We start from the raw sequence: 15,980 nt of genomic DNA on the forward strand, positions 1-15,980 counted from the left end.
AGCGTCAACAGGCCCACATGGTGCGCCGGCTTATGCCAGCGCACCATGGTACGCAGGAGCGTCGCTTACTTCACGTGATCCCATAGGTAGGTGTAACCCAGCGCACTCATGAAAGCGGCCTGCTTGTTGTCCGCCGCCGCGCCGTGACCGCCTTCGATGTTCTCGTAGAAGCTGGCGTCGTAACCGAGCGACTGGAGCTTCGCGGCCATCTTGCGCGCGTGCACCGGGCCCACACGGTCGTCGCGCGTGGAGGTGGTGAACAGCACCGGCGGGTACTTCTGCCCGGCCTTGGCGTTGAAGTACGGCGAGAATTTCTGAATCCATGCCCATTCCGCCGGCTTGTCCGGGTCACCGTACTCGGCGATCCAGGAGGCGCCCGCCGACAGGTGCGTGTAGCGCTGCATGTCCAGCAGGGCCACTTGGCTCACGACAGCGCCATAGAGCTGCGGGTACAGCGTGAGCATATTGCCCATCAGCAAGCCACCGTTGCTGCCACCCATCGCGCCCAAGTGCTGCGGGGAGGTGATGTTGCGTTGGAACAAATCCTGCGACACCGCGGCGAAGTCTTCGTAGGCACGCAAACGGTCGGCCTTCAAGGCTGCCTTGTGCCAGCGCGGGCCATACTCGCCGCCGCCACGGATGTTGGCGATGACGTACACGCCGCCCTGCTCGAGCCAGGCACGTCCGACACTGCCGCTATAGGCGGGCTGCAAGGACACCTCGAAGCCGCCGTAGCCATACTGCAGGGTGGGGTTCTTGCCATCCGCTTTGAGGTTCTTCGAGGCGATTTCAAAGTACGGCACACGGGTGCCGTCCTTCGACGCGGCGAAATGCTGGCTCACCGTGTACTTCGATGCATCGAAGAAGCTGGGGCTGTGCTTGATGGCCTGCGCGTCGCCCTGCTCAAGCGTGCCGTAGTAGAGCGTGGTGGGTTGCAGGAAACCGGACACGGTGAGGAAGTAGTCGTCGCTGGTGTCGTCGTCCACACCACCCGCAGCAATCGTGGAGAGCGCTGGCGCGCCACCCAGTGGCTCACGCTTCCACGCGCCATCACCGGGCGTCAGCACTTCGAGCTTGTTGACCACGTTGTCCATCACGTTGAGGATCAGGTGGTGACGCGTCCACGAGTATCCGTCGAGTGCGGTGGTGTCGCTGGGCTCGAACAGCACGGTGATGTCGCGCTTGCCTGCCATGTAGTCGTCGAACTTCGCGGCGAGCAGCGAGCCCGACTTGTACGTTTTGCCGCCTACCGTCCAGTCACTGCGCGGCTCCACCAGCAGCCACTCGCGATGTGCATCGACGTTGGCATCGTCGGGCACGTCGATCTTGGTGAGCTTGCCGTCCTTGCCACGCAAGAAGGTCTCGCTGTCGTAGAAGGCGATCTGGCGGGTCACCAGGTCCCGCTGGAAACCAGGCGTCTGGTCGCGCACCGCGGAGACCGACATGTCGTCTTCTTTGGCCTCATACACCGTGGTTGCACTGGAGAGCGGCGTGCCGCGCTTCCATTCCTTCACGATGCGCGGATAGCTCGACTTGGTCATGGAGCCCGGACCGAAGTCTGTAGCGACGTAGAGGTGGTCGATATCCATCCAGTCCACGCTCAGCTTGGCTTCGGGAAGCTCGAAGCCGCCCTTTACGAACTGCTTGTCCTTGAGGTCGAACTCGCGCATTACGCTGGCGTCCGCGCCGCCGCGCGAGAGAAACACAGTGCAGCGGCGGTATTCGGGCTTCAGGCACTCGGCGCCGTGCCACACCCAGTTTTCCTTTTCGGTGGCCGAGAGCGCATCCAGATCGATTACCGTTTCCCACGCCGGGCTGTCCTTGCGGTATTCGTCCAGCGTCGTGCGGCGCCACAGCCCCTTGGGGTGTTCCTTGTCGCGCCAGAAGTTGTAGAAGTGGTCGCCCATCTTGCTGACCATGGGGATGCGGTCATGCGAATCGAGCACCTCGAGCAGACGCGCATCGAGTTGCTTGAACTCAGCGCTGTCGGCGTATTTCTTCACCGTGGTGGCGTTTTGTTGCTTGACCCAGTCGAGTTGCTTAGTGCCGTCGATGTTTTCCAGCCAGAGGTTGGGATCTTTGGCGGCGGGGCTGATGGTGTCGGCTGCGTGCGTCATGCCGCCTAGTGTGATGCCCAGCGCGAGTGCCAGCCAGAGCGGAGTCTTGGATGTCATGCGTTGTCCTTGGGTGTGAGTGGCCGAAAGCCCGAGTGTGGCCGGCACTGCGGCATGGCGCGCGTGACTAAAGTCAGGGCCGTGGTGCGGCTAAAACGCACCGGCCCCTTTCCTTGGGCGGAAAGGGGCCGGTGTGTCGAACGCCTGCAGTTACAGCAGCGGAATCAACAGCAGCGCGACAATGTTGATGATCTTGATCAACGGGTTTACTGCTGGGCCCGCTGTGTCCTTGTACGGATCACCCACGGTGTCGCCGGTCACGGCCGCCTTGTGTGCGTCCGAGCCCTTGCCGCCGAAATGATCGTCCTCGATGTACTTCTTGGCATTGTCCCAAGCGCCGCCGCCCGTGGTCATGGAGATGGCCACGAACAGGCCGGTGACGATGGTGCCGATGAGTACGCCGCCCAGCGCCTGTGCCCCTGCCTCGGGGCCGCCCAGCCACTTGAAGCCAAACACCACGACCACGGGTACCAGTACGGGCAGCAGTGAGGGAATCAGCATTTCCTTGATGGCTGACTTGGTGAGCATGTCCACGGCGCGCGAGTAATCGGGCTTGGTGGTTCCTTCCATGATGCCCTTGATCTCGCGGAACTGGCGGCGCACTTCCTCGACCACCGCGCCCGCCGAACGGCCCACGGCCTCCATCGCCATGGCGCCGAACAGGTAGGGGATCAGGCCGCCGATCAGCAGGCCGATGATCACGTACGGGTTGGACAGGTCGAAGCGGAAGTCGGTGACGTTGAGATGCTGCTTGAGGTTATTCGTGTAGTCGGCAAACAACACCAACGCCGCCAGGCCGGCAGAGCCGATGGCGTAGCCCTTGGTCACCGCCTTGGTGGTGTTGCCCACCGCGTCCAGCGGATCGGTCACTGCGCGCACTTCCGGCGGAAGCTCGGCCATCTCGGCGATGCCGCCGGCGTTGTCGGTGATGGGGCCATAGGCATCGAGCGCCACGATCATGCCCGTCATGCTCAGCATGGCCGTGGCGGCGATGGCGATGCCATATAGCTCAGCTAGCTGATACGCGCCCCAGATGGACGCGCAGACTGCCAGCACCGGTAGCGCGGTGGACTTCATCGACACGCCGATGCCCGCGATGATGTTAGTCGCGTGCCCCGTGGTGGACGCCTGCGCCACGTGCTGCACCGGCTTGTACTCGGTGGCGGTGTAGTACTCGGTGATCACCACCATCGCGCCCGTCAGCACCAAGCCGATGATCGCGCAGCCGTACAGGCGGCTCACTCCGTAAGCGGATTCACCCATCAATTGGCTCGTGATGGGCCAGAACGCGATGGCGGCCAGTACCGCGGAGACCGCCACGCCGGCGTACAGCGCGTTCATGATCTTGGGGCCGCGCGCCTTCACGAAGAAGGTGCCAATTACCGACGCCACGATGGAGGCGCCGCCCAGCACCAGCGGATACAACACCCCATTGCTACCGGTCTGCTCAGCCATCACGCCGCCGAGCAGCATGGTGGCGATCAGCGTCACCGCATAGGTTTCGAACAGGTCGGCGGCCATGCCGGCGCAGTCGCCCACGTTGTCGCCCACGTTGTCGGCGATCACGGCAGGATTGCGCGGGTCATCCTCGGGAATGCCGGCTTCCACCTTACCGACCAAGTCAGCGCCCACGTCCGCACCCTTGGTGAATATGCCGCCGCCCAGACGTGCGAAAATCGAGATCAGCGACGAGCCGAAGGCCAGGCCCACCAGTGCATGCAGCGCGCGCATGGTCTCGTAGCCCATGTGCCCCAGCACCACGTAGTAGCCCGTGACGCCCAGCAGGGCCAGACCCACCACCAGCATGCCGGTGATGGCACCGCCGCGGAAGGCCACGTTCAACGCGGATGCCAGGCCATGGCGTGCGGCTTCCGCCGTGCGCACGTTGGCGCGGACGGAGACGTTCATGCCGATATAGCCGGTCGCACCGGACAGCACCGCGCCGATCGCGAAGCCGATCGCGGTACCCCAATCCAGGGCAAAGCCGATGACGAAGAACAACACTACGCCTACGCCACTGATGGTGGCGTACTGGCGATTGAGATACGCCTTCGCACCTTCCTGGATCGCCGATGCGATCTCCTGCATCCGTGCGTTGCCCGGCGATTTAGCCAAGATCCAGCGCACGGACAGTGCGCCGTAGAGAACCGCCAGAACCGCACATGCCAGCACGATCCACACGCCATACTGCTGCAGCATCGGAGCCTCCCCATGAGTGGTAATACATAGGTCGGGGCCGCCACCGGCACCCCGACACGGCGGCCGCCCCTGTGGGGCGGTCTCGGGTGAGTATAGGCAACGGATGTGAATTTCTATGTTGTGCGGCGCAGCGCTGGGGCATTTCTCGTGGAAATGCTGCCATCCGAGAAGTCCTGCTATTGCCCCTGAATAGGCTTTGATCTGGATGAGCCCTTCTGGGGACCCTTCATCGCCTCGCTGGTCTACAGCGTTCCGATAGAACATGAGGTGGGCGGACGCGCCACACGGATGGGTGGCGTTACATCACTTTTCAGAAATCCCTTAGATCAATTCGAGCGGTTCTTCGCTCAATACTCTCGGGGTCAAATTCATCATTTGTATTCTGAAGAGAACGTCATGAACGAAGAACAGGCTAATTCCGACATTGCCGCCGCAATCCCGGCTTCTGCAAAACCCGCACGTGCACCCACTGGATCCAACCGCGAAGCAAAGCCGACGTTCTGGCATACGCGGTACGGCCTTGTGCTCGACAATGGCGCCAAGGACACGGTGGCGCGCTCGTTGTCCACTTATGGTGAATGGGTCGAGCAGGAGCTCGATACCCTTGGCGCACTGATCGACGAGGGTCAGGTCGTCCTCGAGTACGGCGCGGAATATGGAGCACATACTCTGTGTCTCTCCAAGCTAGTCGGCGACACCGGCCAGGTGCATGTGGTCGAGCCGCGCCGCTATGAACACATTGAGCTTTGCTCCACGCTGGCGCTCAACGGTCTTCGCAATGTGTATCCGGTTCATGCCGCACTTGGCGAGAGCGGAGGGGCGACGGTTACTTTCGCGGCTTCGGATGAACAGTCCGAGGAAGTCAGCCGTGAGGTATCTGTGGACAACCTGCGACTGGATAAATTGCATCTCATCAAGGTCAATCGTGGTGGCGGCTTGCTGCCCATGCTTACGGGTGCCGAAGGCACGTTGCGCACGCACAACCCCACGATCTATTTCCGTCTATCCAATGCTGACCTGGCCACGCGGGAGATCGACGCGTTGAAGTCCAGGGGATATCGCTGCTGGTCTCACCTGCCGTATTTGTACAGCGCCGGCAATTTCGCCAATAGCCGATCCAACATCTTCCCCGGTTGGGTCAGCCAGAATGTCATCGCGACGCATCGCGATGCAGCAGCAGAGTTCGTCCACCTGCACGAGCTCTGAGCAAGGTGAAGCGAGCGTCGCCGGTCTACGATCGCCTCAGCGAGGCCGTGGCGCGGCGAGAGTCGCTGGTCGGAGGCATGATCGTGTCGGCTTGCGCACTGCTGGTGGCATGTTCGGGAGTCAAACGGGCCGATGTGAGAGCCACCGTATTGCCTCTCGAGGTGCCTTTCGTCGAGACAGCTCCGGTTGCCGTGCGGCCAGCTCCTGCCGGCGGTACGGCGGGAGTGGCTATAGCCGATGGCCCGCCGTTGCCAGCAAGGAGAAAGCGCGCCGCCCGGGAGCACTCGCTGCCCGCGTCGCGTTTGCGTTTTGCGCCATGGGCCGCAGACTCGGAACACCCGTATATGACCGATGGGCCGATATCGGCGGAAGAGCCTTCGGTATCGACAAACACTCCTGACGTCTTGGCAACGACAAAGGCGCCTGCGTTGACGATGGTCGCTGCCACTGAGATCGCACGCAGTGGTGGTGTCGCAAACGGTCGCACAGGGCAAAGGAGCATCCATTCGGAAGGACCGTTCTCGATGTCTTGGTTGGTAGAAGAGCGCGGTCTGTGGATCGCGGTATTTGTGGCGCTTTTGCTGGGTATCTGGCTGCAGTCGCGTGGGAGACGCAAAGGTGCGCGGGGCAACAGGATGGCGCGGAAACCGCAGTCTAGGGATAAGGAAATTGCCGTGCTGGCGCTTGGCTGGGACGGTGTGTCGACGCCTGACGCATCGACGCCAGTGCTACCTTCGCATGGAGGCGAAGCGGAGATGGAAGCTTCCCTACGTGATCACGATGCCGTACCGGCAGTAGCCTTTACCCCTCCTCCCATTGACCAAGATGGGGACTTTCCCGTGCGGGTGTTCAACGCACTTAACTCGCCTGGTGGCGCCTGTGCTACTTGGCCGGCTGGTGACGCTTTGCGACACCAGAGATCAGTCATCCGGGCTGCCGTCGATACGGGCGAAGGAAACGGCGTTTCCTTCAAGTTGCCAGGCAATCTCGAGTGGCCTCTGTGGGCGCGCCTTCCCTGTCCGGGGGCGCAAACGTCGGCCGCTGTATTTGCCTTCAAGGTGCTGGGTGCTGACGAACTGGCTGCGCGCGAGCCAACTGGCAAATCTCCAGATACTCAGATGAGTCTGCCGCGTGCGGGTAATGATGGCGCCGTTGCGTCATTGGAAGCACTGGAAGCGCATTTGCAGCGCCACCCTGATGATGTGGAAGCAAAGCGCGTGTTTGGCCTTCAGCTTTTTGCGGAAGCCAACGAGGAGCCGGACGAAGCCATTCGTGCAGGCATGATGGACGCCGGCATCCATGCGCTGTTGGGCATTCCACCGGCTGAGCGTGGCACAGCGGCCCGCCTACAACTAGGCGAGGCGTGTCGTGTGCGTGCGCTTATCGGCCCCGAGGTGGATGAAGCGCTCTTGCTCGAGGCCGAAGGGATTTTGCGTGCCGCTCTCGCGGACGACGATCGGCCGCAGTCCGAAGCGGCCTGGCAACTCCAAAGCGTCCTTCGTGTGGTCTTGCGTGAACGATCCGACGCATGGAGTTTGGAGCGCCTGGAGGAAGCTCGAGCTTTGTTGGTCCGGGGTGGGGCGTCGTCGCCTTTGGCGCCGAACTGGAGGGCAGCACTCCTGCAGACCGAACTGCAGATCGTCCAGGTGTCCGCCCTTAACGCCAGTGAGCGTCGCCTGAGGTTGCGAGGGTTGCACATAGCGTGGTCCGAAACGATGAAGGTCGAGCACTCTGCCGCCGTGCTTGGGGTGTGCATCGAGTTGCTCTGTGAGATGGCCGGCATGGCGGTGGGGAAGGCTGCGCTGGAACGCTACGCCGACGCTGATGCCTTGCTGGCACGTCTGCGATCCTGCGAGAACGAGGAGGTGACCTACGCGCGCGCTTTCGCTCTGGTCGCGCTGGGTCGCGCAGAACTGGGACACGGCACCTCGCAAACCTCCCGCTTGGAGGAGGTCGAATCGATTCTGGCTCCTTTCATCGAACAACACCCGGATCTTCGCTTGCAGGCGTGCCGCGCCGTGCTGGCCTGGGCGCGGCACAAGGGGCGGCAAGAAGCCTTGCCGCTATACCAGCGCGCGGTGGAACTGAGCCGCCCACTGACGGGAACGCCGACCTTCATGCGCGGCGCGCTGCAATGCATGGTCGAGGCGCTACTGGCCCTTGACGAGGTAAATGATCGTCCGGTCTACGCCAAATGCTTGGAAATGATGACCGGGCCGAACGACGCAGGGGCGCTGCAGCTGTTGGCTGAAAGCGCGTTACGCCTTCGCGAACACCGCAGCGGTTGCTCGTTCGCGGAGCAGGCGTGGCGAGCTGGTGGTCACCTGCCTATGGCCTTGGTAGCCCTTTGGAAGCAGGGCTATGGCACTTGGGAGGCGAGCGAAGGAGCGTCCGAGGAGGTAAGCCGCAATCGTCAGTGTCTTCGCATGGCGATGAGCGCCGCGGGTGAGCATGAACGATTCGCACGATAGAGGGCGGCAGGTGGCGTCTGTCGATCAGCGGATGACCATGTCCAGAATCATGTTGTCGCCGATCGAGACGAGCAGGTAATTGCTGTCATTGCGCACCCAGCGGTAGCCATAGGGTGGTGGTGCAAGGCGATAGCCACGATAGTCGTTCACGATATACATCGGGCCGTCATAGCGGTAACCGCGCTCCCAGCGGTGTGGACGGCCGTAGTAGCCACGATCGCTGTAGTAGCGATGCTCCCATGGGCCGTGACGGTCACGGTCGTGCCCGCGGCCGTGATCGTCGTAATGGCCTCGGCCTCGGTCATGATCGTGCCCAGGGTCGGCCGACACCACGCCACTGCTGGCGAGCAATGCCAGGGCTACGAACACGCTGGAAAGGGTTTTCATCGCATCATCCTCGGAGTGCCCGCCGTCGCCATGCGTCAGATGTATCGGGCAAGCACATCGTAAAAATCTGCGTCTGAACGTCGAATGTGTTTTTTCGTAGGCGTCGTGCAAGCTTTCAGCCTTGGCTTATCCATCTGAACCGATGTACAGGGATCCTTGGGGAGGCGTTCATGTTCTTGCGGGCGATGCTGGGGTTGGTGGCGCTGGCCGTAGTGCTCTATGCGGGCATCTGCGTGTCCCTCTATCTGGGACAGCGGCAGGAGATCTATCACCCCGAAACGACTTGGCGCGTGCAGCAGGCGCCCGATTTCGAACTGGTGGATGAGGGCGTCCGCCTGCGTGGTTGGGTCATGAACCCCGGGCAGCGGAAGGCGCTGCTTTATTTCGGTGGGAATGGATAACGCATCGAGGATTCACGCGAAGAGCTGGCGCGCTGGTTTCCGGATCGCACGATCTATTTGCTGCCCTATCGTGGCTATGCCGCGAGCGGAGGCAAGCCGAGCGAGGCGGCGCTGATGGCTGATGCGTCAGCCCTGTTCGATCGCGCGGCGCAGACCCATGAACAGGTCGCGGTGATCGGGCGCAGCCTGGGCAGCGGCGTCGCTGTCCAATTGGCGGCGAAGCGACCGGTGGAGCGCCTCGTGCTGGTGACGCCATTCGACAGCCTGGTGCGCGTGGCTGAGGGGTACTTTCCATGGTTGCCCGTGAACGTGCTGATGCGCGATCGCTTCGAATCATGGCGTTACGTCAACGATATCCACTGCCCTGTGCTGGTGGTCCAGGCAGAGGATGATCAAGTAGTTCCTGCCGCACGCACCCTGGTACTGGTCCACGCTTTCCGGCAGACGCCCGCGTTGCAGGTGGTGGCGGACGCCGGGCACAACAGCATCCAGGATCACGCTGACTATCAGGTGAGCCTGGAGCGTTTCCTACGATGATGCCTACCGGCCGAACGGCTCCAGTTTTTGCGTAACCTTGGCGTTTTTCAGCGTCACGTATTGCGGCAGGCCGTTCTTGCCATAGGGCAGCGGCGCTTCGCCCTGAATCAGCGGAGAGAGGTAGCGCCGGGCGGCCGCCGTGATACCGAAACCGTCGCGGGTGAGGAAGCCTGCCGGCATCTTCTTCTCGCGATTGGCGATTTTCGACAGCGGCGCAGGCTCGATCTTCCAGCGGTACGGTGCATCGTTGGTGCGCACGATCACCGGCATCACCGCGTTCATCCCGGCCAGCGCGTAGTCGACAGCGGCCTTGCCGACGGCATAGGCCTGGTCGGCGTCCGTCTTGGAAGCAAGGTGGCGCGCGGAGCGCTGCAGGTAATCGGGCAGGGCCCAGTGGTACTTGTAGCCCAGCTTCTCCTTGACCAGCGCCGCGAGCACCGGTGCCACGCCGCCGAGCTGGCTGTGGCCGAACGCGTCCCGCGTGCCGGCTTCCGCGAGGAATTGTCCCTCCGCGTTGAGCAGGCCCTCAGAGGCGACCACGGTGCACCAGCCGACGCGCTCCACCGTCGCCTTCACCTTGGCCAGGAAAGCCGCCTCATTGAACGCGCGCTCGGGGAACAGGATGATGTGCGGCGGTGCGTCCGCGCCTTCGCCAGCGAGACCGGCGGCCGCGGCGATCCATCCTGCGTGGCGACCCATCACTTCGAGGATGAAGACCTTGGTCGAGGTATCCGCCATGGAGGCTACGTCCAGGCTTGCTTCTAGCGTCGAGACGGCCGTGTACTTTGCGACCGAGCCGAAGCCCGGGCAGCAGTCGGTGACCGCCAGGTCGTTGTCCACCGTTTTCGGCACGCCGATGCAGCGGATGTCGTAGTTCATCGCTTTGCCGATCTGCGAGAGCTTCAGCGCCGTGTCGGCTGAGTCGTTGCCGCCGTTGTAGAGGAACCAACGGATGTCGTGCGCGCGAAAGACCTCGATCAACCGTTCGTACTCGGCGCGATTGGCCTCCAGCGACTTCAGCTTATAGCGGCACGAACCGAATGCGCCGCCTGGCGTATGGCGCAACGCGGCGATGGCGGCTTTCGACTCCTTGCCCGTATCGATCAGCTCTTCGCGCAGGGCGCCGAGAATGCCGTTATGCGCGGCGTAGACGGGCACGCCCTTGGCGCGCGCCGCGTCGATCACGCCAGCTGCGGTGGCATTGATCACGGCGGTGACGCCGCCAGATTGGGCGTAGAGCAGACGGCCTGCAGGCTTGGACTTGGATTTCACTGCCATGGGTTTCTCAATCCGGTAGGGCGAGGTTGCCGTTTCCATCAAACACGAAGTACGGGTTGAATGCGAACTCCCACAGGTGCCCGTCGGGATCGGCGAGGTAGCCGGAGTAGCCACCCCAGAACGCCTCCTGCGGCGTCTTCAGTTCGCGCGCACCAGCGGCGAGGGCGGCCGTAAACCATTCGTCGACCTCTTCCTTCGACCCGGCGTTTCGGGCCAGCGTGACGGCGGCAAAGCCCGTTGGTAGGTCTTCCGCCAGCGCGTCCTCGGCCAGGGCTTCGCGCCCGTACAGGGCAAGCACGCCCGCGCTGCCTTTGAGGAACACGATGTTGTCGTTGCTGGCCGAAGAGGCCTTCCAACCCCATGCTTCGTAGAACTGGCGTGAACGGGCCAGGTCGCTGACACCCAGTGTGACGATATGGATCTGTGGTGTGGACACGGCGCTTTCCTCGAAAGGGATCGGCAGAGCTTAATCCGGCCCGACGGCGGCGTCCCTGTGACATTCGCGTGTCATGGTTAACCCTTTTGGCAACAAGTACTTGCCGTTTTTCACCTGCTTTCTCGGTTTGACGCCAAAGCTCGCAGAAGCTAATTTGAACGCCACTTTTCTTGCATCCGACGGGCCCGCAGCGTGCGCGGTTCGTGGATACCTTGGAGCACTATGCGACTCGTCCTACTCGGTCCGCCCGGTTCGGGCAAAGGCACCCAGGCTGCGCGTCTGAAGGTGGAACTTGGCATTCCGCACATCTCGACCGGCGACATGCTTCGCGCGGCGGTGGCTGCCGGCACGCCGACGGGCCTGAAGGCGAAGGCCGTGATGGATGCAGGCAAGCTGGTGTCGGACGACATCCTGCTGGCCATGCTCGAAGAGCGCCTCTCGCAGGATGACGTGAAGGGTGGCTTCATCCTCGACGGCTATCCGCGCAACCTGGCCCAGGCCGACGCACTGGATCATCTGCTGGCCAAGATCGGCCAGCCGCTGGATGCCGTGGTGAAGCTCGACGTGCCCAACGAAGTGATTATCGGCCGCTGCGAAATCCGCTTTGCTGCCGAGCACCGCAAGGATGATGATCCGGTCGTGGTGCGTGACCGCCTGAAGGTCTACGCCGAGCAGACGGCGCCGGTGGCCGATTTCTTCGCTCGCCGCGGCAAGCTGCAGGTGGTCGACGGCGTGGGTGAGCTCGACGAGGTAACCGCGCGCGTCAAGCGTGCGCTCGCCAGCGAATCGGCCGCCGCGAACGGCTAATGTCCCGGGCCGCCGCAAGGCGGCCCGATGCTTTTGGGGCGGCGCAAGGCGTCGTCCATGTTCCATCGAACGGATTACCCATGCGTCTGCACATCCTCGGCATCTGCGGCACCTTCATGGGCGGCGTCGCCGCGCTGGCGCGCGAGCTCGGCCTTACCGTCGAAGGTTCCGACGCCAACGTCTATCCACCCATGAGTACACAGCTGGAAGCGCTGGGCATTCGCCTGATGGACGGCTACAAGGCCGATTACCTCAAGCCTGCGCCCGACCTGGTCGTGGTGGGCAACGCGATGGTGCGCGGCAATCCTGCTGTGGAATACATGCTCGACGAGCAGTTGCGCTACATCTCCGGCCCGCAATGGCTGGGCGAAACGCTGTTACCGGGGCGCGAGGTGCTGGCTGTGGCCGGCACGCACGGCAAGACCACGACCACCAGCCTGCTGGCGCACCTGCTGGAAAGCGCGGGCCTGTCGCCCGGCTTCCTGATCGGCGGCGTACCCGGTAATTTCGACGTGTCAGCGCGTGTGGGCCGTGGCAAGCCATTTGTGATCGAGGCGGACGAATACGACAGCGCCTTCTTCGACAAGCGCTCGAAGTTCGTGCACTACCGTCCCCGTATCGCGATCCTCAACAACCTTGAATACGACCACGCGGATATCTTCCCCGACGTGGCAGCCATCCAGCGCCAGTTCCATCACTTGGTGCGTACGGTGCCAGGCAATGGGCGTCTGATTGTCAACGCGCACGACCATCACCTGGCGGAAGTGCTGGCCATGGGCTGCTGGACGCCGGTGGAAACCTTCGGCATCGGGCAGGGTGACTGGCAGGCTGAGCTGATCGAGGCCGATGGTTCTGCTTTCACGGTACGACGCGGTGGCGAGGTGATCGGCGAGATCCGTTGGTCCCTGCTTGGCAACCATAGCGTGATGAACGCACTCGCCGCGCTGGCGGCAGCGACCGCTGCCGGAGCGGATCCGCGCGCCCTGTTGCCTGCGTTCGCCAGCTTCCAGAGCGTCAAGCGCCGCATGGAGGTGGTGGGCGAAGCGAATGGCGTGCGTGTGTATGACGACTTTGCACACCATCCAACCGCTATTGCTACGACCCTGGCGGGTCTGCGCGCCAAGGTCGGCAAGGCACGTATCGTGGTAGCGCTGGAGCCACGCTCGAATTCGATGCGGCTGGGCGCGCATTCCGAAGCGCTGGCGCCGTCGCTGGCGGATGCCGATGCCGTGGTGTTCCTGCATCGCCCTGAACTTCCGTGGGATGCGGGGCGCGTGACCGGCGCATTGAACGGCCGAGGCAGCGCCGTGCCGACGGTGGACGCGTTGATTGCCGCGCTGCGTAGTGAAGTGCGCGCAGGCGATCACGTGGTCTTCATGTCCAACGGCGGTTTCGAAGGCGCGCCGCGCCGTTTCGCCGAAGCGATCAAATCCTGACCGCCTTCTTATTGTTTTAGGAGGGGAGCTGGCGCGATTAGACTCCTCGCATGGCCGCCAAGTCCCCCTACCTCGACCTACCGCTGTTTCCCCTCGGCACCGTGCTTTATCCCGGTGGCCAGCTGCCGCTGCGCATTTTCGAACGGCGCTACCTCGACATGATCCGGGAATGCGCGCGCACCGGGACCTCGTTCGGTGTTTGCCTGATCCTGGATGGACAGGAGGCTGGTGCGCCGGCATTGCCCGCCGCCATCGGCACGCTGGCGCGTATCGTCGATTTCCACAACCGGGAAGATGGGCTGCTAGGCATTCTTGCCGAGGGCGATGAGCGCTTCCGTGTGGTGCGCACGCGGGTGCGCTCCGACGGTCTCGTGCGCGGCGATGTGGAGCCCTGGCCGGCGGAGCCGACCCACAATGTGCCGGTGGAGTTCGCGTTGCTGCAGGTGATCCTGGAGCGCCTGATCGAAAACATGGCGCCGCAGTGGCGACACGCGCCGCGTGATCTCTACGATGACGCCAGTTGGCTGGGTTTCCGGCTGTCGGAGCTGTTGCCTTTGCAGGTGGACGAGCAGCAGCGTTTGCTGGAGATCACCGATCCCATACAACGGCTGGCCGATCTGCGGGATATCCTGCCGCGCTTCCAACGCGCGTGAAACTTGGCGCGTGCGCCGGTTGGCCTGTTCTGCACCTTGCGCTCGTACTGCGCGCTTCTACACTGATTCACCCACGATCGAGGTGACACTTTCATGAGCAGCCTGGCCGGCAAGACCCTCTTCATCACCGGCGCCTCGCGCGGCATCGGTCTGGCGATTGCATTGCGCGCAGCGCGCGACGGCGCCAATGTGGCGATCGTTGCTAAGAGCAGCGTGCCCAATCCCAAGCTGCCGGGCACCATCTTCAGCGCCGCGCAGGAAGTGGAAGCCGCTGGTGGCAAGGCCTTGCCGATCAAGTGCGACATTCGCGAAGAAGACGAGGTGAAGGCCGCCGTCGCCGCGACCGTGGAACGCTTCGGTGGCATCGACATCCTGGTGAACAACGCGAGCGCGATCTGGCTGGCCGGGTTGGCGGAGACGCCGATGAAGCGCTTCGACCTGATGCAGCAAGTCAATGCGCGCGGCAGCTTTCTCTGCGCGCAAGCCTGTCTGCCGCACCTGCTCAAGTCCGACAACCCGCACATCCTCACGCTGGCGCCGCCGCCGTCGCTGGACCCGAAGTGGTGGGCGCCGCATACGGGCTACACGCTGGCCAAGATGGGCATGAGCCTGGTGACGCTCGGACTGGCGGGTGAACTCGGCAGCAAGGGCATAGCCGTCAATGCGCTGTGGCCGCGCACGATTATTGCCACGGATGCGCTCAATATGATTCCGGGCGTGCCGCTGGAGCGTTGTCGCAAGCCAACCATCGTCGCCGACGCCGCGCACGCGGTGCTCACGCGCGAGGCCAAGGGTTTTGCCGGGCACTTCCTCATCGATGACGAGGTGCTGCACGAGGCGGGCGTCACCGATTTCACCTGGTACGCCATGGATGCCTCGCAGGAGCCGCTGCCCGATCTCTTCCTGGGGTAAGGTCAATGGCTTGTCCGTTCTGCGAGATCGTCGCCGGTCGTCTCGACGCTAGCGTGGTCGCGCAGACGGAGCGCGCGCTGGCGTTCCTCGATCTTCGTCAAGCCGTATCCGGCCACGTGCTAGTGATACCGAAGGCGCATGTCGAGGACATCTATGCGATCGACGCCGGATTGGCCGGCGAGGTCATGCAGTTGGGTGTGCGTGTGGCGCGCGCTTTGCGCGAAGCGTTTCACCCACCCGGGCTCAATCTGTGGCAGTCCAACGGCAAGGCCGGTGGCCAGGAAGTGCCACACTTTCATCTGCATGTGCAGCCGCGACGGGTGGCGGACGGTTTGCTACGGGTGTATGCCGACGGCGTGCCGGCTCCTTCTCGCCGTATCGAGCTGGACGACATGGCGCTGCGTATCCGGCGCTTCTTCACGTACGACGATGGCGTATTCATGCCCCCGAGGTCCCCATGAAATACCTGCACACCATGATCCGCGTAAGCGACATCGACGAAAGCCTGCGTTTCTTTTGCGATGGCTTGGGCCTGAAGGAAATGCGCCGCATGGAAAACGCCGCGGGCAAGTTCACGCTGGTGTTCCTCGCCGCGCCGGGTTCACCGGAGGCGGAAGTCGAGCTGACCTACAACTGGGGCTCGACCGAGGATTATGGAAGTGCCCGCAACTTCGGCCATCTAGCCTTCCGCGTGGATGACATCTACGCCACCTGTGCTCATCTGCAGTCGATGGGCTACACCATCAACCGGCCGCCACGCGATGGACACATGGCTTTCGTACGCTCTCCCGACCTGGTTTCGGTGGAGTTGCTGCAGGACGGGCACCTCCCGCCGCAGGAGCCGTGGGCATCCATGCCTAATACGGGTGTCTGGTAAGCGCGACGGCATCACAGCGCTGCGTTTGGGACCCCCAATCCGGTCGCAGCCCGGCGAGGAGGCCCCTAGGCCATAGGTGCTAGCTCGCCTGATAGCCTCCGGCTTCATGTTCGACGCTATTTGCGCCATTTGTGGGGTGACCGTGACCAGCGGAGTTGTATATTGTGTGACCCATATCACACTTTTGTAGCGGTCGCGGGCTAGCT

15 protein-coding genes are annotated in these 15,980 nt (G+C 63.1%); 10 read left to right on the plus strand and 5 right to left on the minus strand.

Annotation, left to right across the window (positions count from 1 at the left end):
• Nucleotides 1-65 precede the first annotated feature (65 nt).
• Nucleotides 66-2,117 carry a prolyl oligopeptidase family serine peptidase gene (locus DyAD56_RS01720; RefSeq protein ID WP_233202252.1) on the minus strand — a complete coding sequence of 684 codons (2,052 nt, stop codon included), beginning with the start codon at nucleotides 2,115-2,117 and terminating at the stop codon, nucleotides 66-68.
• 207 nt (nucleotides 2,118-2,324) lie between these two features.
• The gene (locus DyAD56_RS01725; RefSeq protein ID WP_102300995.1) at nucleotides 2,325-4,373 is read right to left on the minus strand and encodes a sodium-translocating pyrophosphatase; all 2,049 of its coding nucleotides are present in this window, start codon (nucleotides 4,371-4,373) and stop codon (nucleotides 2,325-2,327) included.
• 396 nt (nucleotides 4,374-4,769) lie between these two features.
• Between DyAD56_RS01725 and DyAD56_RS01730 the strand changes: the two genes are divergently transcribed.
• Nucleotides 4,770-5,579 carry a hypothetical protein gene (locus DyAD56_RS01730; RefSeq protein WP_102300996.1) on the plus strand — a complete coding sequence of 270 codons (810 nt, stop codon included), beginning with the start codon at nucleotides 4,770-4,772 and terminating at the stop codon, nucleotides 5,577-5,579.
• 1,118 nt (nucleotides 5,580-6,697) lie between these two features.
• Nucleotides 6,698-8,050, plus strand: coding sequence for a hypothetical protein (locus DyAD56_RS01735; protein ID WP_102300997.1), 1,353 nt, complete (start codon nucleotides 6,698-6,700; stop codon nucleotides 8,048-8,050).
• A 24-nt stretch (nucleotides 8,051-8,074) separates the two neighbouring features.
• Here DyAD56_RS01735 and DyAD56_RS01740 read toward each other — a convergent pair whose 3' ends face one another.
• On the minus strand, nucleotides 8,075-8,437 hold the full coding sequence (locus tag DyAD56_RS01740; RefSeq protein ID WP_102300998.1) for an RcnB family protein: 363 nt from the start codon (nucleotides 8,435-8,437) through the stop codon (nucleotides 8,075-8,077).
• Nucleotides 8,438-8,607: 170 nt separating this feature from the next.
• Between DyAD56_RS01740 and DyAD56_RS01745 the strand changes: the two genes are divergently transcribed.
• Both DyAD56_RS01745 and DyAD56_RS01750 read left to right on the plus strand, forming a co-directional pair.
• The gene (locus DyAD56_RS01745; RefSeq protein WP_102300999.1) at nucleotides 8,608-8,838 is read left to right on the plus strand and encodes a hypothetical protein; all 231 of its coding nucleotides are present in this window, start codon (nucleotides 8,608-8,610) and stop codon (nucleotides 8,836-8,838) included.
• A 114-nt stretch (nucleotides 8,839-8,952) separates the two neighbouring features.
• Nucleotides 8,953-9,375 carry an alpha/beta hydrolase gene (locus tag DyAD56_RS01750; RefSeq protein WP_233202245.1) on the plus strand — a complete coding sequence of 141 codons (423 nt, stop codon included), beginning with the start codon at nucleotides 8,953-8,955 and terminating at the stop codon, nucleotides 9,373-9,375.
• Between the two features lie 3 nt (nucleotides 9,376-9,378).
• Here DyAD56_RS01750 and DyAD56_RS01755 read toward each other — a convergent pair whose 3' ends face one another.
• Together DyAD56_RS01755 and DyAD56_RS01760 are read right to left on the minus strand one after the other, a co-directional pair.
• Nucleotides 9,379-10,653: a 6-phosphofructokinase gene (locus DyAD56_RS01755; protein ID WP_102301001.1), complete on the minus strand. Its 1,275-nt coding sequence runs from the start codon at nucleotides 10,651-10,653 to the stop codon at nucleotides 9,379-9,381.
• 7 nt (nucleotides 10,654-10,660) lie between these two features.
• On the minus strand, nucleotides 10,661-11,089 hold the full coding sequence (locus tag DyAD56_RS01760; protein WP_102301002.1) for a VOC family protein: 429 nt from the start codon (nucleotides 11,087-11,089) through the stop codon (nucleotides 10,661-10,663).
• A gap of 222 nt (nucleotides 11,090-11,311) precedes the next feature.
• Between DyAD56_RS01760 and DyAD56_RS01765 the strand changes: the two genes are divergently transcribed.
• The 6 genes from DyAD56_RS01765 to DyAD56_RS01790 all read left to right on the plus strand — a co-directional run bounded on the left by DyAD56_RS01765 (nucleotide 11,312) and on the right by DyAD56_RS01790 (nucleotide 15,774).
• Nucleotides 11,312-11,896, plus strand: a complete 585-nt coding sequence (locus DyAD56_RS01765) for an adenylate kinase (RefSeq protein ID WP_102301003.1) — start codon at nucleotides 11,312-11,314, stop codon at nucleotides 11,894-11,896.
• An 80-nt stretch (nucleotides 11,897-11,976) separates the two neighbouring features.
• On the plus strand, nucleotides 11,977-13,332 hold the full coding sequence (mpl, locus tag DyAD56_RS01770) for a UDP-N-acetylmuramate:L-alanyl-gamma-D-glutamyl-meso-diaminopimelate ligase (protein WP_102301004.1): 1,356 nt from the start codon (nucleotides 11,977-11,979) through the stop codon (nucleotides 13,330-13,332).
• 50 nt (nucleotides 13,333-13,382) lie between these two features.
• Complete coding sequence (locus tag DyAD56_RS01775; protein ID WP_102301005.1) at nucleotides 13,383-13,985, plus strand: LON peptidase substrate-binding domain-containing protein; 603 nt, start codon at nucleotides 13,383-13,385, stop codon at nucleotides 13,983-13,985.
• A gap of 93 nt (nucleotides 13,986-14,078) precedes the next feature.
• Complete coding sequence (locus tag DyAD56_RS01780; protein ID WP_102301006.1) at nucleotides 14,079-14,897, plus strand: NAD(P)-dependent oxidoreductase; 819 nt, start codon at nucleotides 14,079-14,081, stop codon at nucleotides 14,895-14,897.
• A gap of 5 nt (nucleotides 14,898-14,902) precedes the next feature.
• Nucleotides 14,903-15,358, plus strand: coding sequence for an HIT family protein (locus DyAD56_RS01785; RefSeq protein WP_102301007.1), 456 nt, complete (start codon nucleotides 14,903-14,905; stop codon nucleotides 15,356-15,358).
• Complete coding sequence (locus DyAD56_RS01790) at nucleotides 15,355-15,774, plus strand: VOC family protein (RefSeq protein ID WP_102301008.1); 420 nt, start codon at nucleotides 15,355-15,357, stop codon at nucleotides 15,772-15,774. Before DyAD56_RS01785 ends, DyAD56_RS01790 begins: the two co-directional genes overlap by 4 nt.
• The last annotated feature ends 206 nt before the right edge of the window (nucleotides 15,775-15,980 follow it).

Source organism: Dyella sp. AD56 (assembly GCF_002878475.1).
Classification (GTDB): domain Bacteria; phylum Pseudomonadota; class Gammaproteobacteria; order Xanthomonadales; family Rhodanobacteraceae; genus Dyella.

What these genes read in the sequence shown, in the direction of transcription:
- DyAD56_RS01735 (WP_102300997.1), top strand. Translation starts at nt 6,698, where the DNA reads ATGAGTCTGCCGCGTGCGGGTAATGATGGCGCCGTTGCGTCATTGGAA.
- DyAD56_RS01725 (WP_102300995.1), bottom strand. Translation starts at nt 4,373, where the DNA reads ATGCTGCAGCAGTATGGCGTGTGGATCGTGCTGGCATGTGCGGTTCTG.
- DyAD56_RS01740 (WP_102300998.1), bottom strand. Translation starts at nt 8,437, where the DNA reads ATGAAAACCCTTTCCAGCGTGTTCGTAGCCCTGGCATTGCTCGCCAGC.
- DyAD56_RS01750 (WP_233202245.1), top strand. Translation starts at nt 8,953, where the DNA reads ATGGCTGATGCGTCAGCCCTGTTCGATCGCGCGGCGCAGACCCATGAA.
- DyAD56_RS01765 (WP_102301003.1), top strand. Translation starts at nt 11,312, where the DNA reads ATGCGACTCGTCCTACTCGGTCCGCCCGGTTCGGGCAAAGGCACCCAG.
- DyAD56_RS01755 (WP_102301001.1), bottom strand. Translation starts at nt 10,653, where the DNA reads ATGGCAGTGAAATCCAAGTCCAAGCCTGCAGGCCGTCTGCTCTACGCC.
- DyAD56_RS01790 (WP_102301008.1), top strand. Translation starts at nt 15,355, where the DNA reads ATGAAATACCTGCACACCATGATCCGCGTAAGCGACATCGACGAAAGC.
- DyAD56_RS01720 (WP_233202252.1), bottom strand. Translation starts at nt 2,117, where the DNA reads ATGACGCACGCAGCCGACACCATCAGCCCCGCCGCCAAAGATCCCAAC.
- mpl (WP_102301004.1), top strand. Translation starts at nt 11,977, where the DNA reads ATGCGTCTGCACATCCTCGGCATCTGCGGCACCTTCATGGGCGGCGTC.
- DyAD56_RS01775 (WP_102301005.1), top strand. Translation starts at nt 13,383, where the DNA reads ATGGCCGCCAAGTCCCCCTACCTCGACCTACCGCTGTTTCCCCTCGGC.
- DyAD56_RS01780 (WP_102301006.1), top strand. Translation starts at nt 14,079, where the DNA reads ATGAGCAGCCTGGCCGGCAAGACCCTCTTCATCACCGGCGCCTCGCGC.
- DyAD56_RS01730 (WP_102300996.1), top strand. Translation starts at nt 4,770, where the DNA reads ATGAACGAAGAACAGGCTAATTCCGACATTGCCGCCGCAATCCCGGCT.
- DyAD56_RS01745 (WP_102300999.1), top strand. Translation starts at nt 8,608, where the DNA reads ATGTTCTTGCGGGCGATGCTGGGGTTGGTGGCGCTGGCCGTAGTGCTC.
- DyAD56_RS01785 (WP_102301007.1), top strand. Translation starts at nt 14,903, where the DNA reads ATGGCTTGTCCGTTCTGCGAGATCGTCGCCGGTCGTCTCGACGCTAGC.